16 protein-coding genes are annotated in these 14755 nt (G+C 69.7%); 8 read left to right on the top strand and 8 right to left on the bottom strand.

Going from position 1 to position 14755, the window contains the following annotated elements; translation table 11 throughout:
• Positions 1 to 130 precede the first annotated feature (130 nt).
• Together AB8A24_RS01750 and AB8A24_RS01745 are read left to right on the top strand one after the other, a co-directional pair.
• The gene (locus tag AB8A24_RS01750) at positions 131 to 1036 is read left to right on the top strand and encodes a LysR family transcriptional regulator (protein WP_328962580.1); all 906 of its coding nucleotides are present in this window, start codon (positions 131 to 133) and stop codon (positions 1034 to 1036) included.
• Positions 1037 to 1096: 60 nt separating this feature from the next.
• Positions 1097 to 1576: an NUDIX hydrolase gene (locus AB8A24_RS01745; RefSeq protein WP_328962579.1), complete on the top strand. Its 480-nt coding sequence runs from the start codon at positions 1097 to 1099 to the stop codon at positions 1574 to 1576.
• A 31-nt stretch (positions 1577 to 1607) separates the two neighbouring features.
• Here AB8A24_RS01745 and AB8A24_RS01740 read toward each other — a convergent pair whose 3' ends face one another.
• Complete coding sequence (locus AB8A24_RS01740; RefSeq protein ID WP_328962578.1) at positions 1608 to 2816, bottom strand: globin domain-containing protein; 1209 nt, start codon at positions 2814 to 2816, stop codon at positions 1608 to 1610.
• Positions 2817 to 2937: 121 nt separating this feature from the next.
• Positions 2938 to 3588 (bottom strand): HAD-IB family phosphatase, encoded by a 651-nt coding sequence (locus AB8A24_RS01735; RefSeq protein WP_328962577.1) that lies wholly within the window; start codon positions 3586 to 3588, stop codon positions 2938 to 2940.
• A gap of 155 nt (positions 3589 to 3743) precedes the next feature.
• On the opposite strand from AB8A24_RS01735, the gene AB8A24_RS01730 reads away from it, so the two are divergent.
• The 3 genes from AB8A24_RS01730 to AB8A24_RS01720 are packed head-to-tail and all read left to right on the top strand — an operon-like array spanning position 3744 to position 6340.
• Entirely contained in the window at positions 3744 to 4637 is an 894-nt protein-coding gene (locus tag AB8A24_RS01730) for a GNAT family N-acetyltransferase (protein ID WP_328962576.1), read from the top strand.
• A gap of 14 nt (positions 4638 to 4651) precedes the next feature.
• Complete coding sequence (locus tag AB8A24_RS01725; protein ID WP_328962575.1) at positions 4652 to 5113, top strand: GNAT family N-acetyltransferase; 462 nt, start codon at positions 4652 to 4654, stop codon at positions 5111 to 5113.
• Between the two features lie 57 nt (positions 5114 to 5170).
• Positions 5171 to 6340 carry a winged helix DNA-binding domain-containing protein gene (locus AB8A24_RS01720; RefSeq protein WP_328962574.1) on the top strand — a complete coding sequence of 390 codons (1170 nt, stop codon included), beginning with the start codon at positions 5171 to 5173 and terminating at the stop codon, positions 6338 to 6340.
• Positions 6341 to 6396: 56 nt separating this feature from the next.
• Here AB8A24_RS01720 and AB8A24_RS01715 read toward each other — a convergent pair whose 3' ends face one another.
• Positions 6397 to 7782, bottom strand: coding sequence for a serine hydrolase domain-containing protein (locus AB8A24_RS01715; RefSeq protein ID WP_369474360.1), 1386 nt, complete (start codon positions 7780 to 7782; stop codon positions 6397 to 6399).
• A 9-nt stretch (positions 7783 to 7791) separates the two neighbouring features.
• On the bottom strand, positions 7792 to 9258 hold the full coding sequence (gene dnaB / locus AB8A24_RS01710; protein WP_328965916.1) for a replicative DNA helicase: 1467 nt from the start codon (positions 9256 to 9258) through the stop codon (positions 7792 to 7794).
• Between the two features lie 452 nt (positions 9259 to 9710).
• Here dnaB and AB8A24_RS01705 point away from each other — a divergent pair, with 452 nt between their 5' ends.
• Positions 9711 to 11048 (top strand): MATE family efflux transporter, encoded by a 1338-nt coding sequence (locus tag AB8A24_RS01705; RefSeq protein WP_369474359.1) that lies wholly within the window; start codon positions 9711 to 9713, stop codon positions 11046 to 11048.
• Between the two features lie 136 nt (positions 11049 to 11184).
• On the opposite strand, the gene rplI is transcribed toward AB8A24_RS01705, so the two are convergent.
• The 4 genes from rplI to rpsF form a co-directional block, all read right to left on the bottom strand.
• On the bottom strand, positions 11185 to 11631 hold the full coding sequence (gene rplI / locus AB8A24_RS01700; protein WP_030008386.1) for a 50S ribosomal protein L9: 447 nt from the start codon (positions 11629 to 11631) through the stop codon (positions 11185 to 11187).
• A gap of 18 nt (positions 11632 to 11649) precedes the next feature.
• Positions 11650 to 11886, bottom strand: coding sequence for a 30S ribosomal protein S18 (rpsR, locus tag AB8A24_RS01695; RefSeq protein ID WP_003956534.1), 237 nt, complete (start codon positions 11884 to 11886; stop codon positions 11650 to 11652).
• Positions 11887 to 11929: 43 nt separating this feature from the next.
• Positions 11930 to 12529 (bottom strand): single-stranded DNA-binding protein, encoded by a 600-nt coding sequence (locus AB8A24_RS01690; protein WP_328962572.1) that lies wholly within the window; start codon positions 12527 to 12529, stop codon positions 11930 to 11932.
• A gap of 72 nt (positions 12530 to 12601) precedes the next feature.
• Positions 12602 to 12892 (bottom strand): 30S ribosomal protein S6, encoded by a 291-nt coding sequence (gene rpsF / locus AB8A24_RS01685; RefSeq protein WP_004950685.1) that lies wholly within the window; start codon positions 12890 to 12892, stop codon positions 12602 to 12604.
• A 251-nt stretch (positions 12893 to 13143) separates the two neighbouring features.
• Here rpsF and AB8A24_RS01680 point away from each other — a divergent pair, with 251 nt between their 5' ends.
• The gene (locus AB8A24_RS01680; RefSeq protein ID WP_030008388.1) at positions 13144 to 13446 is read left to right on the top strand and encodes a hypothetical protein; all 303 of its coding nucleotides are present in this window, start codon (positions 13144 to 13146) and stop codon (positions 13444 to 13446) included.
• Between the two features lie 142 nt (positions 13447 to 13588).
• The gene (locus AB8A24_RS01675; RefSeq protein WP_030713907.1) at positions 13589 to 14707 is read left to right on the top strand and encodes a peptidoglycan bridge formation glycyltransferase FemA/FemB family protein; all 1119 of its coding nucleotides are present in this window, start codon (positions 13589 to 13591) and stop codon (positions 14705 to 14707) included.
• Positions 14708 to 14755 lie beyond the last annotated feature (48 nt).

Genomic DNA, 14755 nt, shown 5'->3' with positions numbered 1-14755 from the left:
CCGCCCCGGGTTCCCCGAGCGAAGAACCACGCGACAAGGCTAATTGACTCTGCGTCAGAGTCCAATCACGGTAACGACAGGGACCTATCTGCATATTTATAGTTGAAGGCCCCCACCGAGAGGTGCAGCGATGGACCTGACCCTGTTGCGCACCTTCGTCGCCGTCCACCGGGCCGGCTCGTTCACCCGCGCAGCCGCCCTCCTCGGGCTGTCCCAGCCCGCCGTGACCTCACAGATCCGTACCCTGGAGCGGCAGTTGGGGCGCCCGCTCTTCCACCGACGGGCCCGTGGCGTCACCCCCACCGCCGTCGGCGACGAGCTGGCCCACAAGGCGGCCCCGCACCTGGACGCCCTGTTGCGGATCGCCGAGACCGAGCGCGAGGCCGCCGGCGCGTTACGTACCCTCCACGTCGCCGGGTCTCCCGAGTTCTTGTGCCTGCGCGTGCTCCCGGCCCTCGCCCTCCTGGTCGGCCAGGGGCACACCCTGCGCGCCACCCCGCAGACCGATGCCGAGGCGAGCCTGCACGGGCTCGCCGCCGGCCATCACGACCTCGTCGTCACCACCGCCCATCCCCGGGGCGGGCTCTTCACCGCCACCGCGCTGTGCGACGAGGAGCACGTCCTGGTCGCCGCGCCGTACTGGGCGGCCCTCGTCGACATGGACCGGCTGCGCGAGGAGGGCTGCGCCGCCCTGGACGGCATCCCCTTGGTCGAGGTCCACGAGAGTCTGCCGCTCGTCACCCGCTACTGGACCGCCGTCTTCGACACCCTGCCCGATGCCAGGTCCCTGGCCGCCACCGTGGTCGTGCCGGACCTGCGCGCCGTGCTGGAATGCGTCCGGGCCGGCGCCGGGCTCGCCGTCCTGCCCCGCTACCTGTGCCAGGACGCCCTCGACAGCGGTCGGATCGTGGCGCTGGCGGAGCCTGCGGTGCCGCCGCTGCGTACCTGGTTCCTGGTCGTGCGGACCGGGAGCCTGGCCCTCGCCCACCTCGCCCGGGCGCACGACCGGCTGCTGAATGCCGCGGCGCACTGGTGAGTCGACCCTTTTCCGGCCGTGGCGCGTTTCAGAAGCGGAGTGGCGGGCCACTCTTCTCCCATGACCGAACGTCCCGTGGTCAAACGCACCGCCCGCGCGATCCTGCTCGACGGTGACGACCTGATCCTCATCAAACGCACCAGGCCCGGCGTCGACCCGTACTGGCTCACCCCCGGCGGGGGAGTGGAGTCCTCGGACTCCACCGTCGTCGACGCTCTCCACCGGGAGGTCCACGAAGAACTCGGCGCGAAGATCACCGATGTGGTCCCCTGCTTCGTCGACACCGTCGAGCACATCGCCGACAGGGGGGTGACCGGTGTGAAGGTGCAGCACTTCTTCGTCTGCCACCTCGAATCGATGGACCCGAGCCTCCGGCACGGCCCCGAGGTCGACGAGCCCGAGGGTGAGTACGAGATCGTCCGCGTGCCCTTCAGCCGGGTGGGCATCGCCGCCGTCCACCTCGTCCCGCTGTCCCTGCGGCACTACCTCGACGGCAACATCGAGGGTGTCCGCGCCATGCACGCTCCCGACCTGGGCTGAGTCCGGCCTGAGACCGGGCCTGCCTCCGGTCTCAGCCGGCGATGCCGGCGAGCTCCTCCACCGCGTCGTGCCGGATCCGCTCGCAGGGGATGCCGATCCGTAGGAGCTCGTCCACTCCGTTGCGGATCATCGCGGGCGGCCCGGAGATGAACGCGTCGTACGAGCTCCACGGCCCATGCTCGCCCACCGCGTGCGGCAGCTGTCCGGCCAGCCCGTCGCCGACCACCGGGCGCACCGACAGCCACGGGTGCGAGCGCTGGAGCCCCAGCAGCGTGTCCTTGTCGTAGAGGTCGCTGTTACTGCGGGCCCCGAAGAACACCTCGACCGGCCGCCGCTCGCCGTGTTCGGCCACGTCCTCGATGAGTGCCTTGATCGGCGCGATCCCCGTACCCCCGCCCAGGCACAGCATGCCGTTGTCCGTGGTGTGGTCCACGACCATCGACCCGGCCGGCGGTCCCAGGCGCAGGACGTCTCCCGGGCGGGCGTGCCGCACCAGCGCGTTGGAGACCCAGCCCGCGGGGACGGCCTTGACGTGGAAGGACAGCAGTCCGTCGGCGCGCGGCGCCGAGGCGAAGGAGTAGTGCCGCCATACCCGCGGCCACCACGGGGTCTCCAGACTCGCGTACTGGCCGGCGAGGAAGGCGTAGGGCTGGTCGGGGCGGACCGTCAGCACCGCGATGTCCGGGGTGCGCAGATCGTGGGAGACCACCTCGGCGTTCCACCACGCCGGGGCCTTCACCTCTTCCTCCGCCGCCGCGTCGATCATGATCTGGGAGATCGCGGTGTACGCGCGTACCCAGGCGGCCTGCGCCTCGGGCCCCCAGCTGCTGTACGCGTAGCGGGCCAGTGCCCCGACGAGGGCTTCGCCGACCGCCGGGTAATGACCGGCCATCGTGCCGTACTTGCGATGCCCGGCGCCCAGTCGACGCAGGTAGGGAACGAGGACGGCGGGATTGTCGATGTGCTCGGCGGCGGTCAGCAGCGCCTTCAGCAGGCGGTCCCGCTGCACGTCCATGGCGGCGGGGAACATACCGCGCACCTCGGGATGGCCGGTGAAGACCAGAGCGTAGAAGTACGAGGTCACCTTGTCGGCGACGGGGGCGATCTCCGCGAGGGTCCGGCGGATGAGTACGGCATCCGGTGAGGGCTCGATCGCACCGCCCTCGCCGGATATCCGGGCCGATTCGCGTCTGGCCGATCTGGTGGGCGGAGCGTCCATGCGGTGCCTCGCTTCGAGCATCTCGGTCGGTCTGCACACGCCACGGCCTGTGAATCCGTGGTTCCGGGTTTCACAGCGTGCCGGCCGACTCAAAGGCCTGCGGGGAAATGCGGAAAATCCGCGTTTCGAACCCACTTTCCTCCTAAGATGCGTCAACTCCCGGGCGCGTCAGCCCCACGAGCTGGTATGCATCCCGCAGATCCCGACCCTCGTAGACATGAGTCGCCCGCTCGGCCAGGAAAGGCCGCGCATTGACCGCCACCGAGACCGGCACCACATCGAAGAGCAAGGCGTCGGTCACCGAATCCCCGTAGGCGACGCAGTCGTCCCGGCTCACACCGAACTGCGCGCAGAGCCGGTCCGCCACCGTGACCTTGCCCTCGGGCGTGAGGATCCCCGACTCCTCCACGGGACGGGTGAACGGCACCGCCGGGAAGACCGAGCCGTGCGCGGCATCCGCACCCCACTCCAGCAGCAGCTCCACGAAGAACGACGGAGACAGGGAGATCACCGCGCAGTAGTCCCCGCGTTCCCGGATCTCCTGCCACACGTCCCGGATCCCCGCGAGCCAGGGAGCCCCGTCGAACGCCGCCCGGACATGCGCGGGCGTCAGATCGGCCCAGAGCGCGTGGGCGGCCACCGAGAACTGGTGCGGCCTCATCTTCTGCGCGCCGAAGGCTCGTTCCAGCTCGGCGATCTCGGCGCTCAGCCCGAGCTGCCGAGAGATCTCAACCGGCGAGGACGAGCCGTACATCAGCGTCCCGTCGAGATCGAAGAGGTGCAGGAGGGTCATAGCCCACGAGGCTAGCCGGTCCGTTTCACGTGAAACACCGCGTTTCACGTGAAACAACGTCCGGCGCACCGTGCCGGGGTGCCTGGTGTTTCACGTGAAACATCCACCCGCAAACCCTCTGGACGACTTCCGGTCCATGATCCAGTCTGGGCCAGGTGACACCACCACACATCACCGATCTACCGATCCGGGCGCTGACCGTGGATGATCTCCGCCGCTGCGCCGACCTGTCCGAAGATCGCGGATGGCTCCGCGAGGAACACAAGTGGCGTCTGCTCCTCGCCGCAGGAAACGGCTACGGCGTCGACGCCCCGGACGGCCGGGGACTCGCGGCCGCATGCGTCGTCACCCGCTACGGCGAATCGCATGCCGGACCGGAGCTCGCCGCCATCGGGATGGTTCTCGTGGCCGACCGCTTCGCCCGCCAGGGTCTGGGCCGCCGTCTGATGACCCACGTCTGCGACGACGTGCTCAAGGGCATTCCCCTCACCTTGCACGCCACCCCCTACGGGCGCCCCTTGTACGAGGAGCTGGGCTTCGAGACCACCGGCCGCGCCGAGATGCTGAGGGGCGCCTTCCGGCACGAGATCGCCCCCGCCACGCACGAGACTTCCCGGATCCGGCCGGCGACCGCCGAGGACCTGCCTCGCATCCTGAGCCTGGACGCCGAGGTCTTCGGCACCGACCGCACGCACATGATCATCCGGCTGCCCGCCTTCGCCGACCAGCTGATCGTCGCCGAGGACCGCTCCGGAGACGGCACACTCACCGGTTACGCAGCGGCCTGGCCCAACATGGACACCCAGGTCATCGGCCCGCTGATCGCCCATGACACCGCGACCGCACAGTCCCTGGTCACCGCGCTGGCGATCGGCACCGACCGGGAGCTGCGCACCGATGTCGACGTACGGCACGAGGAACTCCTCGCCTGGCTCAAGGACCGGGGCCTGGCCTCCGTGGCCTTCAACGCCGTCATGACGCGGGACATCCCCGGCCTACCCGGCGACTGGACCCGCCGGTGGGCGCCGCTCACCGTGGCCGCGGGCTGAGAGGAGAACGCATCATGACCGACACTCCCGAGCTGACGATCCGGCCGGCCACCGAGGCCGATGTGCCCGCCATCGTCGCCATGCTGGCCGACGACCCGCTCGGCGCAACCCGCGAGTCCCCGGAGGACCTCACCCCGTACCTCGCGGCACTGAAGCGCCTCACCGGCGACCCGAACCAGCACCTGGTCGTCGCCGTCCGCGCCGACCGTGTCGTGGGCACCCTCCAGCTGACGATCATCCCCGGGCTCTCCCGCAAGGGGGCCACCCGTTCCCTCATCGAGGGCGTCCGCGTACACGCCGACGAACGTGGCGGCGGCCTGGGCACCCGGTTCATCGAATGGGCCGTCGAGAAGTCCCGCGCCGAGAACTGCGCGCTGGTACAGCTGACTTCGGACGCGACCCGTACCGATGCCCACCGCTTCTACGAACGGCTCGGCTTCACCGCCTCGCACGTCGGGTTCAAGCTCCAGCTCTGACCGGACGTTCCCGTAGGCCGGGCCGCCGCATCGGCGGCCCGGCCTACGATCGGGAGGATGAGCCTCCCTCTCGTCACCACCGCCGAGCGACGTCACCGGCTCGGCCGGCGCCACCGCCTGGCTCCGTCGGCCCGCGCCGCGACCGTCGCCGAGGCGGCGGACTCCGTCGTCGCCCTGCACGCCACCGACGCCGCGACCGTCTTCCTCTCGGCCCGTGCCCGGCTCACCGCAGGCGGCCCGGACATGATCGAGCGGGCGCTCTACGAGGACGTAAGCCTCGTGCGCCTGCTCAGCATGCGCAACACGCTCTTCGCGGTCTCCGCCGAGCTCGCCCCGCATGTCGACGCCTCCACCGCCCGCGCGATCGCCGCGAAGGAGCGCCGCACCCTCCTCAAGCGCCTCGACGAGGACGGACAGGGACTCGACGCCGCGTGGCTCGCCGGAGCGGAGGCCGCCGCGCTCGCCGCCCTCGACACCCACGGCCCCTCCACGGGCAGCCAGTTGTCCGCGGCCGTCCCCGCTCTGCGCCAGAAGATCACCATCAGCCGTGGCAAGAAGTACGAGACCGAGCAGGGGGTCGCCACCCGGGTCATCCGACTGCTCGCCGCCGACGGCCGGATCCGCCGTGACCGACCGCGCGGCTCATGGACCTCCAGCCAGTACCGCTGGGTCCACACCGAGCCCTGGCCCGCCGTACCCGCCGCCGAGGCCCGCGTCGAGATCGCCCGTCGATGGCTGCACGCCTACGGCCCCGCCACCGAGGCCGACCTCAAGTGGTGGACCGGCTGGACCCTCACGGAGGTCCGCAAGGCGCTCGTCGCCGTGGGACCCGACCAGGTCCGCCTGGAGGACGGCACCACCGCCCTGGTCAGCCCGGGGGACACGGGGCCCGAACCGGCGCCGGAGCCGTGGGCAGCGTTGCTGCCCGGACTCGACCCCACCGGTATGGGCTGGGCCGACCGCGGTTTCCACCTCGACCCCGCCCACCGGAGTGCCCTGTTCGACTACGCCGGCAACATCGGCCCCACCGTGTGGTGGAACGGCGAGATCGTCGGCGGCTGGGCGCAGCGTCCCGACGGTGAGATCGTCCGGCGGCTGCTGGGCAACCCCGGCCGGGCCGCCGAGCAGGCGATCACCGCCGAGGCCGGGCGGCTCGCCGCATGGGTGGGAGAGGCCCGGATCACCCCGCGCTTCCGTACTCCGCTGGAGCGTGAACTCGTAGCCTGATCCGCTCACGGGTCCGGGTCCGGGTCCGGTGAGGAACCCGGACCGGAACCGGGCCGTCAGCCGATGCCCCGCCAGCCCTGCGGGTCCACCCCGCCGGGCACCGGGGCGTCGGCATCGTACGGCTCCCGCGTGAACACGAAGGACGCCAGGTCGAGATGGCTCACCGAGCCGTCGGCACGGCGCACCGCCCGCAGCGTCTCACCGGCGTAGTAGCCGGAAAGCCCGGTCCAGCTGCCGTCCGGCTCCGCCCGGAAGCGGGCCGTGCGCCCGCTCACGCCCACCGGACCCAGTTCCAGCAGCCCGTCCGCCGTCAGGCGCACCACCTGGGGCGAAGTCCCCCAGTACCAGGGACCGCACAGTTCGAGCGGCACGTGGTCCGACTCCAGGAACGGCCGCCACGGCCGCGGGAAGCGCGGTTCGGCGTCCGCCACGATCCCCACGAGATCCGCTGCCACCGTCGAGGCCGGAAGTCCCGAGGTGCAGTTCGCCAGCACCACCGCCGCCAGGTCGTCCGCCTCGCTCAGCCACAGCCCCGCGACGAAGCCGGGCAGCGACCCGCTGTGCCCCACGAGCTTGCGCCCGCCGACGGCCGCCAGTTGCAAGCCCAGACCGTATCCGTGCTCGGCGAGCCCGGGCTCCGGGGGCGAGGCCGCCGTACGCATCTCCCGTACGGACTCGGCGCACAGGACGCGCTCGTCACCGCGCAGCAGGAAGGCGGCGAACCGTGCCAGGTCCCGGGTCGTGGACCACAGCCGGCCGGCCGCGGCCATCAGCCCGAGGTCCTCCAGGGGTTCGGGCATCATCACGTCCGCCCAGGGGTGCACCGCCCAGCCGCCCGCGTGCGGGGCCTGCGGCTCTCCGCTCGTGCGCTCCAGCCCCAGCGGCTCCAGCACCTCGGTACGCAGCGCCTCTTCCCAGGACCGTCCACGCACCGCCTCCACCAGCGAACCCAGCAGGGTGTACCCGGGGTTGGAGTAGTGGTGCCTGGTACCCGGTGTCAGCTTGAAGGGCTCCTCCCCCAGCACGTCGCCGAGCTCGGGCCGCTGCTCGCCGGGGGTGCGCTCCCACCACTCACCGGGCGTTTCCGCCGCCAACCCGCTGGTGTGGGAGAGCAGTTGGGCGATGGTCACCTGGCCGGCGGCGGTTCCCGGCAGGTGCTTCTCCAGCGGATCGGCGAGCGAGATCAGGCCCTCGTCCCGCAGTCGCATCACGAGGACCGCCGTGAACGTCTTGGTGATCGACCCGATCCGGTACTGCACGTCGCCGTCCGGGCCGTGCCCCTCGACCGAGGTCCGGGAGCCCTCCCAGAGCACCTCCCCGCCGCGCAGGACGGCCGCCACCACGGACGGCGCCCGCCCTTCGCTCTGCGCGACGGCGATCCGGTGCCTCAACGCACGCCGGGTGGAAGGGAGAAGTTCCAGGTCCTCAGCAAGCTCATCCATGATCGGATGCTACGTGTTGGCCATGTCCACGAAGCGTGAGTAGTGGCCCTGGAAGGCCACCGTGATCGTGGCCGTGGGGCCGTTACGGTGCTTGGCCACGATCAGGTCCGCCTCACCCGCACGGGGGGACTCCTTCTCGTACGCGTCCTCGCGGTGCAGCAGGATCACCATGTCCGCGTCCTGCTCGATCGAACCCGATTCACGCAGGTCGGAGACCATCGGCTTCTTGTCGGTGCGCTGTTCCGGACCACGGTTCAGCTGGGAGAGCGCGATCACGGGGACCTCCAGCTCCTTCGCCAGCAGCTTGAGGTTTCGGGACATGTCCGAGACCTCCTGCTGACGGCTCTCGGGGCGGCGCGAGCCGCCCGACTGCATCAGCTGGAGGTAGTCGATGACCACGAGCGAGAGGTCGTTGCGCTGCTTGAGCCGACGGCACTTGGCCCGGATCTCCATCATCGACAGGTTGGGGGAGTCGTCGATGTAGAGCGGGGCTGCGGAGACGTCCGGCATGCGGCGGGCGAGCCGGGTCCAGTCGTCGTCCGTCATCGTGCCCGAGCGCATGTGGTGGAGCGCCACCCGGGCCTCCGCCGAGAGCAGGCGCATGGCGATCTCGTTGCGCCCCATTTCGAGGGAGAAGATCACGCTCGGCAGGTTGCTCTTGATGGAGCAGGCCCGGGCGAAGTCCAGCGCGAGCGTGGACTTACCCATGGCGGGACGGGCGGCGATGACGATCATCTGGCCCGGGTGCAGACCGTTGGTCAGCGAGTCCAGATCCGTGAAGCCGGTGGGAACGCCCGACATCTGGCCGCTGCGGGAGCCGATCGCCTCGATCTCGTCGAGGGCGCCCTCCATGATGTCGCCGAGCGGCAGGTAGTCCTCGGAGGTCCGCTGCTCGGTGACGGCGTAGATCTCGGCCTGGGCGCTGTTGACGATCTCGTCCACGTCGCCGTCGGCCGCGTAGCCCATCTGCGTGATCTTCGTACCGGCGGCGACCAGGCGTCGCAGGACGGCCCGCTCGTGGACGATCTCCGCGTAGTACTCGGCGTTCGCCGCGGTCGGCACGGACTGGACCAGGGTGTGCAGGTACGAGGCCCCGCCCACCTTGCTGATCTCGCCGCGACGGGTCAGCTCGGCGCCGACGGTGATCGGGTCGGCCGGCTCGCCCTTGGCGTACAGGTCGAGGATGGCCTGGTAGATCGTCTCGTGCGAGGGCCGGTAGAAGTCGTGGCCCTTGATGACCTCGACGACATCCGCGATGGCGTCCTTGGAGAGCAGCATGCCGCCGAGCACCGACTGCTCGGCGTCGAGGTCCTGGGGCGGAACGCGCTCGAAGCCGCCGCCACCGCCGGAGTCCCAGGAGCCGCCCTCGCGGCCCCGGTCGTGCTGTTCGTCCCCGCGGCCACGGCCTTCGCTGTTACGGCGCGGACGGGCGGGCAGACGGTCACCCGGACCGCTGTCGGCCCAGGGGTCGTCCATGGGCTCGGGCATGCTCACCGGGCCGCCTCCTCCCGTCCGCAACGCGGACCTCGCCGTGTCACTCTTTCTACGACACGGCTCTGACATTTGGGGCACCCGAATCCGCTGTCGGCGAGTCGGGCAACGAACCACGGTAGGCCCGAGAGCGGCGTCAGCCAATCTTGTTATCCACAGGCTGTGTGGATGACATGTGGATGACGGCGCCAATGCTGTGGGTAACTCGCCGGAAGCTGTGTACGGACCGGGGGACGACGCTGTGGACAAAATCACCCGCGCCACCCCGACACCCGCCCTGACCTGCCACTTTCCCCTCCAGCCACAACGGTGGAGAAAATTCTTGGCCACCGTCTCAAGATCGCCTCCAACGAGGTGCGAGGAACGCCCAAGTCAACGCGTCAGTAAGGATCCAAAGGCGGTTGCATCCATTACCTGTGGAAGATTAGATTGAGCGCATGACACAGGCTCTCGCAGCACCCAAGGCAGGGCCGGGACGGCATGACCGAGAGATCTTCGCACTCGCTCTCCCTGCCTTCGGCGCACTCGTCGCCGAGCCCCTCTTCGTGATGGCCGACAGCGCCATCGTGGGACACCTCGGCACCCCCCAGTTGGCCGGCCTCGGCATCGCCGCAGCGGTCCTCACCACCGCCGTGAGCGTCTTCGTCTTCCTCGCCTACGCCACCACCGCGGCCGTCTCCCGCCGCGTCGGCGCAGGAGACCTCCAGGCGGCCATCCGGCAGGGGATCGACGGCATCTGGCTCGCCCTCCTGCTGGGCGCGGCCGTCGTCGCCGTGGTGCTGCCCGCGACCCCCTCGCTGGTCTCGCTCTTCGGCGCCTCCGACACCGTCGCCCCGTACGCGATCACCTATCTACGGATCTCCGCCCTCGGTATCCCGGCCATGCTCATGGTCCTGGCCGCCACGGGGGTCATCCGCGGCCTCCAGGACACCCGTACGCCGCTCTACGTCGCCATCGGCGGCTTCGCCCTCAACGCGGGCCTGAACGTCGCCCTGGTCTACGGTGCGGGCCTCGGCATCGCCGGCTCCGCCTGGGGCACGGTCATCGCCCAGTGCGCCATGGCCGCCGCCTACCTCGTCGTGGTCGTCCGCGGCGCCCGGCGCCACGGTGCCTCACTGCGCCCCGACCCCGCAGGCATCCGGGCCTGCGCCCAGGCGGGCGCCCCGCTGCTGGTCCGCACCCTGTCGCTGCGCGCGATCCTGATGATCGCCACCGCCGTGGCCGCACGGCTCGGTGACGCCGATCTCGCCGCCCACCAGATCCTGCTCTCCCTGTGGAGCCTGCTCGCCTTCGCCCTGGACGCCATAGCGATCGCCGGACAGGCGATCATCGGCCGCTACCTGGGCGCGGGCGACACCGACGGTGCCAAGGCCGTCTGCCGCCGCATGGTGCAGTGGGGGATCGCCTCGGGCGTCGTACTCGGACTGCTGGTCGTCCTGGCCCGCCCGGTGTTCATCCCGCTGTTCACCAGTGATCCGGCCGTCGAGGCGGCCCTGCTGCCGGCCCTGCTGGTCGTGGCCCTCTCCCAACCCGTGTCCGGCATCGTCTTCGTGCTCGACGGGGTCCTGATGGGCGCCGGAGACGGCCGCTACCTGGCCCGGGCCATGCTCCTGACCCTGGCTGCCTTCGCCCCGGCGGCACTGCTCGTACCCATCCTCGGAGGCGGCCTGACGGCGCTCTGGTGGGCCATGACGCTGATGATGGTGGTCCGGATGATCACGCTCCGGCTGCGCGCCGGCTCTGGCCGATGGCTGATCGCGGGGGCCACCCGCTGAGGGGTGTGCCGTCCGGCCCCGGTCGTGTTTCACGTGAAACGTCCGGGGCCGAGCGGGCGGTGTTTCACGTGAAACCCCGCCCGACAACGACGAAGGGCCGCACCCCCAAAGGGGTACGGCCCTTCATGCGCAGCCCTTAGGCGGCGACGACCTCGATGCCCACGTTCGCGGCCACGTCGGCGTGCAGACGCACGGAGACCTGGTACGAACCGAGGGTCTTGATCGGGGAGCCGAGCTCGACGCGGCGCTTGTCGACCTTCGGGCCACCCGAGGACTCGATCGCCGTGGCGATGTCGGCCGGGGTCACGGAACCGAAGAGACGACCGGCGTCACCCGCGCGGGTGGCCAGACGGACCTTCACACCCTCGAGCTTGGCCTTGACCTCGTTGGCCTGCTCGATGGTCGCGATCTCGTGGATCTTGCGGGCGCGGCGGATCTGCGCCACGTCCTTCTCGCCACCCTTGGTCCAGCGGATCGCGAAACCACGCGGGACCAGGTAGTTGCGAGCGTAACCGTCCTTGACGTCGACGACATCGCCGGCGGCACCGAGGCCAGAAACCTCGTGGGTCAGGATGATCTTCATTAGTCGGTCACCCTTTCCTTATCGTGCGGTGGACGTGTAGGGCAGCAGCGCCATCTCACGGCTGTTCTTGACGGCCGTGGCGACGTCACGCTGGTGCTGCGTGCAGTTGCCGGTAACGCGGCGGGCACGGATCTTGCCGCGGTCGGAAATGAACTTCCGCAGCATGTTCGTGTCCTTGTAGTCCACGTACACGGTCTTGTCCTTGCAGAAAGCGCAGACCTTCTTCTTAGGCTTGCGCACAGGCGGCTTCGCCATTGTGTCTCTCCTGTGTGATCAAGAAGTGGGGATGCGAGCTGCCCTAGAAGGGCGGCTCGTCCGAGTAGCCACCGCCGGAGCCGCCGGAGCTTCCGCCCCAACCGCCCCCGCCGCCGCCCTGCTGCTGGCCACCACCGGCCGGCGCGCTGGACGCCCACGGGTCGTCGGAGGGAGCTCCGCCGCCCTGCTGCGGCTGGCCACCGGGGGCTCCGCCCCAGTTGCCACCGCCGCCGCCCTGCTGCTGACCGCCGCCGCCGTATCCACCCTGGCCACCGCGACCGGTGGTCTTGGCGACCTTGGCCGTGGCGTTCTTCAGGCTGGGGCCGACTTCCTCGACGTCCAGCTCGTAGACCGTGCGCTTGACACCCTCACGGTCCTCGTACGACCGCTGCCTCAGCCGGCCCTGCACGATGACGCGCATGCCTCGCGTGAGGGACTCGGCGACGTTCTCCGCCGCCTGCCGCCACACCGAGCAGGTCAGGAACAGGCTCTCGCCGTCCTTCCACTCATTGGTCTGACGGTCGAAGGTGCGGGGGGTGGACGCGACACGGAACTTCGCGACCGCCGCACCCGAGGGGGTGAAGCGCAGCTCGGGGTCGTCGACGAGATTGCCGACGACCGTGATGACGGTCTCGCCTGCCATGGATGAACCTCTCGGCGGGGATTGCTGCTGGGCTGCTGTGCTACTCGATCCCGATTACCGCTGAACCGAAGTTCAGTGGGTCTCGGGGCGAAGGACCTTGGTCCGGAGAACCGACTCGTTCAGGTTCATCTGTCGGTCAAGCTCCTTGACGACCGCAGGCTCGGCCTGAAGGTCGATGACCGAGTAGATGCCCTCGGGCTTCTTCTTGATCTCGTAAGCGAGACGACGACGGCCCCAGGTGTCGACCTTCTCGACCTTTCCGTTGCCCTCACGGACGACGGAGAGGAAGTTCTCGATCAACGGGGAGACAGCGCGCTCCTCGAGATCGGGGTCGAGGATGACCATCACTTCGTAGTGACGCATGTGGAACCCACCTCCTTTGGACTCAGCGGCCACGGTCGTTCCGTGGCAGGAGGGTCGTGATGCGTGAGCACGGTGTCCGTAGAGCAGACACCGCGCAGCTGTACAGACTACCTGGTCGCGTCCTTCCGGTTGAAATCCGCCGAGAGAGGGCCACAATCTGTATCCATCGGGTGTGCTCGGTGCTATGCCCTCGGCCCCCTGCCGGAGGCAGCCCGCAGCACCGCCAGCTTCAGCCAGGAGGTGCCCTTCCGATGGCACAGGCAATGCGGCCCCCTCAGATCTCGCTCCTCTCCACCGACGGCAAGCCCCACCCGCTGCAGGACACCCTGATGGCGGTCACTCTGACCCTCGGCGCCGTGGCGTTCGTCACGGCCTTCTTCCACAACCTTCACCTGATCAGCTCGTGGGCCGGGCTGATCGGAATCCTGACCGGCGCGTACGGACAGTTCGTCTCCGTCACGACACGCGAGCGCTTCGCGCTGATCATCGGCCTTGGCGCGTCTGCCATCGGCTTCTACCTGGGCATGTTCCACGGCGGCCTCTTCGGGGGCTGAGCGGGCCGGCCGGGACACCTCCTCGGCAGGGCGCCGGCCACGCACCGGCCCGGACCCCCGGCCCGTCCCCCAGAAGGGTGGCGCCCCTGTCGCAGTAGGCTTCGCGCCATAGCCAGCGAAGCCGCCGGAGGAGACGCCCCGCATGAGCCTGTCCCTGAGGACCATCAGCCGAGAGCAGCATCTGGGTTACCTCCAGAGCCTGCCCTCGGCTAGCCACTGCCAGGTCCCGGCGTGGGCCGACGTGAAGAACGAGTGGCGTTCCGAGAACCTCGGATGGTTCAACGAGTCCGACGAACTCGTCGGAGCGGCCCTCGTGTTGTACCGGCAGCTGCCCAAGGTGAAGCGGTACCTCGCGTACCTCCCCGAGGGCCCGGTCATCAACTGGTACGCCCCGAACCTGGAGGAATGGCTCCAGCCGATGCTGGCCCACCTCAAGCACCAGGGCGCCTTCACCGTGAAGATGGGCCCGCCCGTCGTCATCCGCCGCTGGAACTCGACCGCCATCAAGGCCGGTATCCAGGACCCGAACGTGAAGCGCCTGCGCGACGTGGAGGCCTCGGTCATCGAGCCCCGCGCCTTCGAGGTGTCGGACAAGCTGCGCCGCATGGGCTGGCAGCAGGCCGAGGACGGTGGCGCCGGCTTCGGTGACGTCCAGCCGCGCTACGTCTTCCAGGTACCGCTGGCCAACCGCTCGCTGGACGATGTCCTCAAGGGCTTCAACCAGCTGTGGCGCCGCAACATCAAGAAGGCCGAGAAGGCCGGTGTCGAGGTCGTCCAGGGCGGCTACGACGACCTGCCGACCTGGCAGCACCTGTACGAGATCACGGCCGAGCGCGACAAGTTCCGCCCGCGTCCGCTCAGCTACTTCCAGCGCCAGTGGACGGCCCTCAACTCCGAGGACCCCAACCGGATGCGGCTCTACATCGCCACGCACGAGGGAGAGCCGCTGGCCGCCGCCACGATGCTCACCGTCGGCCAGCACGTCTGGTACTCGTACGGCGCCTCTGCCAACCACAAGCGCGAGGTCCGCCCCTCGAACGCGATGCAGTGGCGCATGCTGCGCGACTCGTACGCGCTCGGCGCAAGCGTCTACGACCTGCGCGGCATCTCTGACACGCTGGACGAGAACGACCACTTGTTCGGTCTGATCCAGTTCAAGGTCGGTACGGGCGGCGAGGCCGTGGAGTACGTCGGTGAGTGGGACTTCCCGCTCAACAAGGTGCTGCACAAGGCCCTCGACATCTACATGTCGCGCCGCTGACCGGCCCCACCCCACACGCACACACAGCACCGCTGCACCACGCAGCTT

It is taken from the genome of Streptomyces sp. BF23-19 (genome assembly GCF_041106355.1).
Classification (GTDB): domain Bacteria; phylum Actinomycetota; class Actinomycetes; order Streptomycetales; family Streptomycetaceae; genus Streptomyces; species Streptomyces virginiae_A.
This window is presented reverse-complemented; position numbering and strand designations above follow the sequence as displayed.

What these genes read in the sequence shown, in the direction of transcription:
- AB8A24_RS01690 (WP_328962572.1), bottom strand. Translation starts at nt 12,529, where the DNA reads ATGGCAGGCGAGACCGTCATCACGGTCGTCGGCAATCTCGTCGACGAC.
- AB8A24_RS01725 (WP_328962575.1), top strand. Translation starts at nt 4,652, where the DNA reads ATGACCGACACTCCCGAGCTGACGATCCGGCCGGCCACCGAGGCCGAT.
- rpsR (WP_003956534.1), bottom strand. Translation starts at nt 11,886, where the DNA reads ATGGCGAAGCCGCCTGTGCGCAAGCCTAAGAAGAAGGTCTGCGCTTTC.
- AB8A24_RS01750 (WP_328962580.1), top strand. Translation starts at nt 131, where the DNA reads ATGGACCTGACCCTGTTGCGCACCTTCGTCGCCGTCCACCGGGCCGGC.
- AB8A24_RS01675 (WP_030713907.1), top strand. Translation starts at nt 13,589, where the DNA reads ATGAGCCTGTCCCTGAGGACCATCAGCCGAGAGCAGCATCTGGGTTAC.
- AB8A24_RS01745 (WP_328962579.1), top strand. Translation starts at nt 1,097, where the DNA reads ATGACCGAACGTCCCGTGGTCAAACGCACCGCCCGCGCGATCCTGCTC.
- AB8A24_RS01715 (WP_369474360.1), bottom strand. Translation starts at nt 7,782, where the DNA reads ATGGATGAGCTTGCTGAGGACCTGGAACTTCTCCCTTCCACCCGGCGT.
- rplI (WP_030008386.1), bottom strand. Translation starts at nt 11,631, where the DNA reads ATGAAGATCATCCTGACCCACGAGGTTTCTGGCCTCGGTGCCGCCGGC.
- AB8A24_RS01705 (WP_369474359.1), top strand. Translation starts at nt 9,711, where the DNA reads ATGACACAGGCTCTCGCAGCACCCAAGGCAGGGCCGGGACGGCATGAC.
- AB8A24_RS01680 (WP_030008388.1), top strand. Translation starts at nt 13,144, where the DNA reads ATGGCACAGGCAATGCGGCCCCCTCAGATCTCGCTCCTCTCCACCGAC.
- dnaB (WP_328965916.1), bottom strand. Translation starts at nt 9,258, where the DNA reads ATGGACGACCCCTGGGCCGACAGCGGTCCGGGTGACCGTCTGCCCGCC.
- rpsF (WP_004950685.1), bottom strand. Translation starts at nt 12,892, where the DNA reads ATGCGTCACTACGAAGTGATGGTCATCCTCGACCCCGATCTCGAGGAG.
- AB8A24_RS01740 (WP_328962578.1), bottom strand. Translation starts at nt 2,816, where the DNA reads ATGCTCGAAGCGAGGCACCGCATGGACGCTCCGCCCACCAGATCGGCC.
- AB8A24_RS01720 (WP_328962574.1), top strand. Translation starts at nt 5,171, where the DNA reads ATGAGCCTCCCTCTCGTCACCACCGCCGAGCGACGTCACCGGCTCGGC.
- AB8A24_RS01735 (WP_328962577.1), bottom strand. Translation starts at nt 3,588, where the DNA reads ATGACCCTCCTGCACCTCTTCGATCTCGACGGGACGCTGATGTACGGC.